Consider the following 6074-nt stretch of genomic DNA (forward strand, 5'->3'; position numbering starts at 1 on the left):
CCATCAACTACGGCCACGCTCCGCGCGATGCTTGAAAGAGGAACCGAGCGACTCGTGTTCCGGCCGTGCTTGCCGGTCACCGGCGGCGCACCGGAACGGCGGGTCGCGACGAACAGGTGATCGAGGTGCCGCGATGGTCCTCACCGGATCGCGAGGCCGCAGCGCTGGGTATCGATCACCGGAATGAGCGTGCCCATGACAGAACTACGGCCCCTCGATTCGGGCTTCATGGAACTGGAGGACGCCGACCGGCACATCAGCCTCGGGATCGGCGCGGTGGCGATCATCGCCGGCGCTCCGCCGAGCAGGTCCGAGTTCGGCCGGGTCGTCGCCAGGAGCGTGGAGCAGCACGCCCGCCTGCGCCAGAAGGTCAGGCGAGCGCCGCTCGACCTGGCCACGCCGGTGTGGGAGGACGACCCGAATTTCGATCTCGCACATCACATCCGGTGGTCCGCGCTGCCCACACCGGGTGACGAGTCCGCGTTGTGCGAACTGGTGGCGGCGGAACTGGAGGAGCGGCTCGATCGCGATCATCCGTTGTGGCAGTGCGTCGTCGTCGAGCATCTCGCGGGGGACCGGTGGGCGCTGCTCGTCAAGGCGCATCACAGCCTGGTGGACGGTGTGTCGGGGATATCGGTGTTCCGGAGTCTCTGCGATGCCGCGCCGGGGGAGCCGCGTACCACCGGTCGCGAGCCGCGGACCCCGAAGGAGGTGCGGTGGCCCGATATCGTGCGAGAAGTGTCGCGGTTGCCCGTTGTGGTGCCGCGTTCCGCGCTCGCCGTGACGCGCGGCTTGGCTCCACTGGTGTCCGCCGCCGTGGCGCCGGCCGCGGAATGCTCGCTCAACGGCCCCATCGGACGGCAGCGCCGATACGTCGTGGCGCGGGCGGCCCTGGCGGACGTTCACGAGATCGGAGCGGCGTTCGACGTCACCGTCAACGATGTCGTCCTGGCCGCGGTCGCCGCCGCTTACCGCGACCTGCTGATCGGCCGCGGCGAGCAGCCCGCTCCCGGCAAATTGCGCATCCTGGTCCCGGTTTCGATGCGTACCGACAAAGCGAAATACGCCTTGGACAACCGGGTCTCGGCGGTGCTGCCGTTCCTGCCGATCGACCTCGCCGATCCGGTGGAGCGGCTGCACATGATCCGGCGGCGGATGACACGGCACAAGTCGGGAGGCGAAGCGCGAGCGGAGGATTCGGTGCTCGGACTGGCCGGTCGTCTGCCGTTCGCGCCCCTGGCGTGGAGTCTCCGTCTGCTGGCGCGGCTTCCACAGCGATCCGTCGGCGCGCTGGTGACGAACGTGCCCGGTCCGCGCGACCAGCTGACCGTCCATGGGCGCAGAGTCTCGGAGCTCCTGCCCGCCGTGCCGATCGCCATGCGGTTGCGCACCGCCATCGCGGTACTCAGCTATGCGGGCCGGTTGACGTTCGGCATCACGGGAGATTACGACACCGCCCCGGACATCGGAGTGCTCGCCGAAGGCATAGAGCGGGAGATCCGGCGGCTACGGGAGCGTGCCGGTCTCAGCCGGCCGTCCCGGCCGGAGGTCACCGGACCGTGACGAGCATTCGGCCGGGAACCAGGACCCTGCGGGTAGCAGGGCCCGATCGGGGACTTTCTGCCCTGTCCGGCAGGCGAACTCGGTGATGGTATGGGAGACCGTGGTGTCTAGTGAAGACCGGAGAGCGAGGTCGTTCCAGGTGGATGCACGCGTGATGTGCCCCGGCGCGAGATCATGATCGCGTCGAACGGCCGGGTCGCGGACAACGGCGTCCCGCCCCGCACGATGGTCGAGATCGACCGCGAGGAGGCGTTGCGGCTGCTGGCCGGTGTCGCCTACGGGCGCGTGGTGTTCACCCGCGACGCACTGCCCGCGATCCGCCCGGTCAACCATTTCGTCGACGGCGGGCTGGTCATCGTGCGTACCCGGGTCACCTCGCGGCTCACCGGCGCCGTCCGCGCCGATCCCTCCGTCGTCGTCGCCTACGAGGCCGACGACATCGACGCGGTGGCCCACGTGGGATGGTCGGTCGTCGTGACCGGCCTCGCCCGTACGGTCACCGACCCAGAGCGGGTGGAGCGCTATACGCGACTACTGCGGCCGTGGGCCGATGCGGTCATGGACACGGTCATCGCCATCGAACCCACGATCGTGACGGGTGTCCGGTTGCTCGGCGAGGGGTAGGCGGCGCTGCTCGGGTCCGGCACGATGACCGCGGCCGCGGCCGGCCGGCGCGAGTGCCAGGCCCTCGGCCGAGACCGGGAAAGGACGGGATGAGCATCGAGGATTCTCCGGTACCGCAAGCCAGGCCGAATTCCGCTCTGGTGCTGGGAGTGCTGGCCGCGGGCCAGTTCCTGATGACGCTCGACAGCTCGGTGATGAATGTGTCGATGGCGTCTGTCGCCCAGGACGTCGGTACGACGATCACCGGCATTCAAACCGCCATCACCCTCTACACGTTGGTGATGGCGTCGCTCATGCTGACCGGCGGCAAGGTGGGTACCATCCTCGGCCGCCGCCGGGCATTCGGCGTGGGCTTGGTGATCTACGGCGCCGGTTCCTGCACGACCGGTCTGGCGCCGAACCTGCCGATCCTGCTGGTGGGCTGGTCGCTGCTCGAGGGGATCGGCGCGGCTTTGATCATGCCCGCGATCGTGTCCCTGGTCGCGGCGAACTTCGCTCCGGAACGCCGCCCGGCGGCCTACGGATTGGTGGCGGCGGCCGGTGCGATGGCGGTCGCGGTGGGACCGCTGCTCGGCGGCGCGGTGACGACGTACGCGTCCTGGCGGTATGTGTTCTTCGGTGAGGTCGTCATCGTGGTGCTGATCCTATTGGTGCTGCGCCGGATCGAAGACGCCCCGGCCGAGCGCATACGTCTCGATCTGGTCGGCTCGCTGCTGTCGGTGGCCGGGCTGGCCATGGTCGTCTTCGGCGTCTTGCGCTCGAGCACGTGGGGCTGGGTGTCGGCCCGGCCGGGCGGTCCTGCCCTGCTCGGGCTCTCGCCGGTCATCTGGCTGCTGATCGCCGGGCTGATGGTCTTGTACCTGTTCCTCCGGTGGCAGTCCCATCTGGCGGACACCGGAGGTGAGCCGCTGCTCGACCCGGGGTTACTGCGTAACGAGCAGCTCACCGGCGGCCTGAGCATGTTCTTCGCCCAATTCACCGTCCAGGCCGGGGTGTTCTTCACGGTCCCGCTCTTCCTGTCGGTGGTGCTCGAACTCAGCGCACTGGAGACCGGCATGCGCATTCTGCCGTTGTCGGTCGCCTTGGTCGTAGCGGCGACGGCGATTCCGAAGTTTCGGCCGCACGCGAATCCGCAGCGCGTCGTACGGGTGGGGCTGGGGACGATGATCGTCGGCATCCTGATTCTGGTCGCGGGGATGGATCCCGGTGCGAACGCGGGGGTGGTGTCGATTCCGATGCTGCTGATGGGGCTCGGACTGGGTGCTTTGGCCTCGCAACTGGGTGCGATCACCGTCTCGTCGGTGCCCGATACGGACAGTGGCGCGGTAGGTGGACTGCAGAACACCGTGACCAATCTCGGCGCGTCGCTCGGCACGGCCTTGATCGGGTCGGTGCTCATCGCGACCCTGAGTTCCTCGGTCGCGGCGGGCATCGAGAGCAATCCCGCGATCGCTCCGTCGGTTCAGCAACGAGCGACCACCGAGCTCGCCGACGGTGTCCCGTTCCTGTCCAACACCCAGCTCGAGGATGCCCTCCACGCCGCCGGGGCTGATGAACTCACCGCAAGCACCGTCGTCACGGTCAATGCCGAGGCACGCCTGAAGGCCTTGCGGGTGGCGTTCGCCGTGACAGCCCTGCTGGCGATCGCGCCGCTGTTCGCCACCGGCAGGCTGCCGCGGCGAGCGGTTACCGCGCCGGCATGACCTTCGTCTCTGCCACCCGCCCCTCGGGACGCGAGATGCTCGATGGCAGTGGTGCCATGGACGGCGGACGACGGCACGCCCCGACGCACATTTCGACGGAGTGACTGTGATGAATGACGGAAGAATCTCGCGCGCAACGAATCCCGACTCCGCGATCCTGGCTGCGGTCGACGGCTCGGCCAGCTCGTATCAGGCGGTGGCCTGGGCGGCAGCCGAAGCCGCGCTGCATCACCGCGCGCTGCACATCGTCACGTCGATGGCGATCCGGACCGGCTCCGGGCCCGGCATCTCGCTGGGGGAGGCAGACCTGGAGTGGCTGCGGGGCGACGGCGAGCGCATTCTCGCCGAGGCCACACGGATGGCGCGCACGGCAGCGCCGGGCGCCGAAACCTCCATCACCACCGAGGTGACGTTCGAACTGATCATCCCGACGCTGCTCGAAAGGTCCTCGCACGCTTGGATGCTGGTGGTGGGCAGCCGAGGACTAGGCGCCTTCCAGCGGGGGCTGCTCGGCTCGGTGAGCACCGCGACCACCCATCACGCGCGGTGCCCGGTCGCGGTGATCCACGGCATCTCGGCGATCGACGCCGTGTCGGCGCAACTGCCTGTGCTGGTGGGCGTCGACGGGACCGACAACAGCGTGGCCGCCGTCGAGGTGGCGTTCGACGAGGCGTCCCGGCGAAAGGTCGACGTGGTCGCGCTGCACGCCTGGAGCGACACCAGCGGTCTGGATGTGCCGGTCCGGGGATGGGACGGCGCCCGCGAATCGGCGGAGGCGGTGCTGGCCGAGAGTCTCGCGGGCTGGGCCGACCGCTATCCGGACGTCGCGGTGCGGCGCGTCGTCACGGCGGACCGGCCGGGACGGTCCCTCCTGGACGAGTCGTCGAACGCACAGCTGGTCGTGGTCGGCAGCCACGGTCGAGGCGGATTCTCCAGCATGCTGCTCGGGTCGACCAGCAATACGTTGCTGCACTCGGTGGACGTGCCTTTGATCGTCGTCCGTGCGCGGTGACGGCCGCTGCGACCGGGGAGCAGGTCCGGTGGCGGAAAGACTCGTGCGCGATATCTCAGCGATGCGGGGACTTTTGGGTGCGGAAAGCGACCGGCGGACGTCTCCGCATCCCCGGCGGGAGATTTGTCCTCGGTGCACCGCGTAACCACGCTGCGGAATTTGCCGAACTATCGTCCCGAGAATCCTTCGCAGCGGTATCCGGCGACATCGTTCGCTTCTGCGAGTTCCGCTGCGGAATAACGCACTCCAGGGTGACACGCTCACCCTCGATGTAGCCGCCGCGCCCCTATGTGAGCCGTGGTACCCGTCTCCGGCATGCCTTCGTCAACCCTTCGATCGCGTGAATCCGTGGTTTGACCGGCCGGATGCCGTTGGTTCGGCCTTCCGTCGGCGGGCGCCCACCTCCGGCCGCCCGTCGCACCGGAACGAGCATGGGTGCGGAAACATGCGTGTCCCGGCGGGGTCCTTCCGGCGTAGCCCGCGGCGCCGACCGGGAATGCGAACCGCAGGTTAGTGATTCCGCGTGGAAGTATGCACCGAAAGAATCCGGTGACGCATAGATCGGTGCGCACATTCGAAATTGGGTGGACCTGATCACAATACACCGATTCGAATAATGTGCTCGACGTTGGATCGTGATGCAATCGGCATGATTGCCAGTATATTGCCCTTCTCGGTATTCGATTTCTGTTCACTAATAGGATGTCCGGAGCATGGGCGGTCGTGGGCCGTATCCGGTCCTCTTCCGCGGCGGTGGACATCCCGGCTCGATTCCGGTCCCGACCCGGCATGTACCATGCCCGATCGCGGGTGTTATCCCGCTGCGTCACCCCTCGGCATCAGGCACTTCCTTGCGCGATACGCATGCGCGGTGGTCGCATCGCGAGGGGTGGTTCGCGGCCCGCATTGTGTGCACCGAGATTCGAAACGCCCGGGTTCCGTGCGGAGCTGGGAGCTTTGATACCACTAGACTGATCCGAGCTGCTGTCAGATAGCTTGTCCCGCCAGAGTGTCGATGCTGCACCACAGGTTCAAAAGTTCTGTTTTCAGATTTTGAGACGACTGGAAATGCCGACAAACGGGAGGTGTGGGTGTCGCCGGAGCAGGCCGATCGAGGTCGGGCACCGGCGGATCGAGCTACACGCGGAACCTGAACGAAGCGGCGAAGCGCA

The 6074-nt window shown here is 67.7% G+C and carries 4 protein-coding genes; all 4 read left to right on the forward strand.

Annotated elements, in window-relative coordinates:
* Nucleotides 1-195: 195 nt before the first annotated feature.
* The 4 genes from NNI01S_RS06670 (at nt 196) to NNI01S_RS06685 (ending at nt 4902) form a co-directional block, all read left to right on the forward strand.
* Nucleotides 196-1563 carry a wax ester/triacylglycerol synthase family O-acyltransferase gene (locus tag NNI01S_RS06670; RefSeq protein ID WP_063018465.1) on the forward strand — a complete coding sequence of 456 codons (1368 nt, stop codon included), beginning with the start codon at nt 196-198 and terminating at the stop codon, nt 1561-1563.
* A 174-nt stretch (nt 1564-1737) separates the two neighbouring features.
* Nucleotides 1738-2187 carry a pyridoxamine 5'-phosphate oxidase family protein gene (locus tag NNI01S_RS06675; protein WP_063018808.1) on the forward strand — a complete coding sequence of 150 codons (450 nt, stop codon included), beginning with the start codon at nt 1738-1740 and terminating at the stop codon, nt 2185-2187.
* Between the two features lie 89 nt (nt 2188-2276).
* Nucleotides 2277-3890: an MFS transporter gene (locus tag NNI01S_RS06680; RefSeq protein WP_063018467.1), complete on the forward strand. Its 1614-nt coding sequence runs from the start codon at nt 2277-2279 to the stop codon at nt 3888-3890.
* A gap of 109 nt (nt 3891-3999) precedes the next feature.
* Complete coding sequence (locus NNI01S_RS06685) at nt 4000-4902, forward strand: universal stress protein (RefSeq protein ID WP_063018469.1); 903 nt, start codon at nt 4000-4002, stop codon at nt 4900-4902.
* The last annotated feature ends 1172 nt before the right edge of the window (nt 4903-6074 follow it).

Source organism: Nocardia niwae NBRC 108934 = DSM 45340, from assembly GCF_001613465.1.
Taxonomy (GTDB): domain Bacteria; phylum Actinomycetota; class Actinomycetes; order Mycobacteriales; family Mycobacteriaceae; genus Nocardia; species Nocardia niwae.

Excerpts from the sequence above, each read along its gene's own strand:
- NNI01S_RS06685 (WP_063018469.1), top strand. The coding sequence starts at position 4,000 with ATGAATGACGGAAGAATCTCGCGCGCAACGAATCCCGACTCCGCGATC.
- NNI01S_RS06675 (WP_063018808.1), top strand. The coding sequence starts at position 1,738 with ATGATCGCGTCGAACGGCCGGGTCGCGGACAACGGCGTCCCGCCCCGC.
- NNI01S_RS06680 (WP_063018467.1), top strand. The coding sequence starts at position 2,277 with ATGAGCATCGAGGATTCTCCGGTACCGCAAGCCAGGCCGAATTCCGCT.
- NNI01S_RS06670 (WP_063018465.1), top strand. The coding sequence starts at position 196 with ATGACAGAACTACGGCCCCTCGATTCGGGCTTCATGGAACTGGAGGAC.